Origin of the sequence: Streptomyces sp. SID14436 (assembly GCF_010548465.1) — a bacterium.
Taxonomy (GTDB): domain Bacteria; phylum Actinomycetota; class Actinomycetes; order Streptomycetales; family Streptomycetaceae; genus Streptomyces.
Map to the genome: position 1 here is coordinate 1 of NZ_JAAGMD010000135.1, position 263 is coordinate 263.

Here is a 263-nt window from a genome sequence, read left to right on the forward strand (position 1 = left end):
ATCACGCCGGCGCTCGTGGCGGGCACGGCGTCGTCCCCGAGGGCGAGGGCCCGCACCTCGACGAGCACCTGCCCGGGGCCGGGCGCGGGGGCCGGGACGGCGTCGGCCCGTGGCGCGGCCGGGAAGCCGGTCAGGGCGTAGGTGTCGCCGGCGGGGAGGGCGAGGGCGGTGCCGGGGCGGGCCCGCACCAGTCGGGGGGTGAGCAACGTCCCTGCGCGGCGGGCGAGTTCGGGTTCGTCGTCCCGGGCGGCGGCGGAGCGCAG

1 protein-coding gene is annotated in these 263 nt (G+C 81.7%); it reads right to left on the reverse strand.

Annotated elements, in window-relative coordinates; all coding sequences use genetic code 11:
- Positions 1–263, reverse strand: a 263-nt coding sequence (locus G3I53_RS04900) for a hypothetical protein (protein ID WP_164438049.1), incomplete at both ends; no start/stop codon positions are given.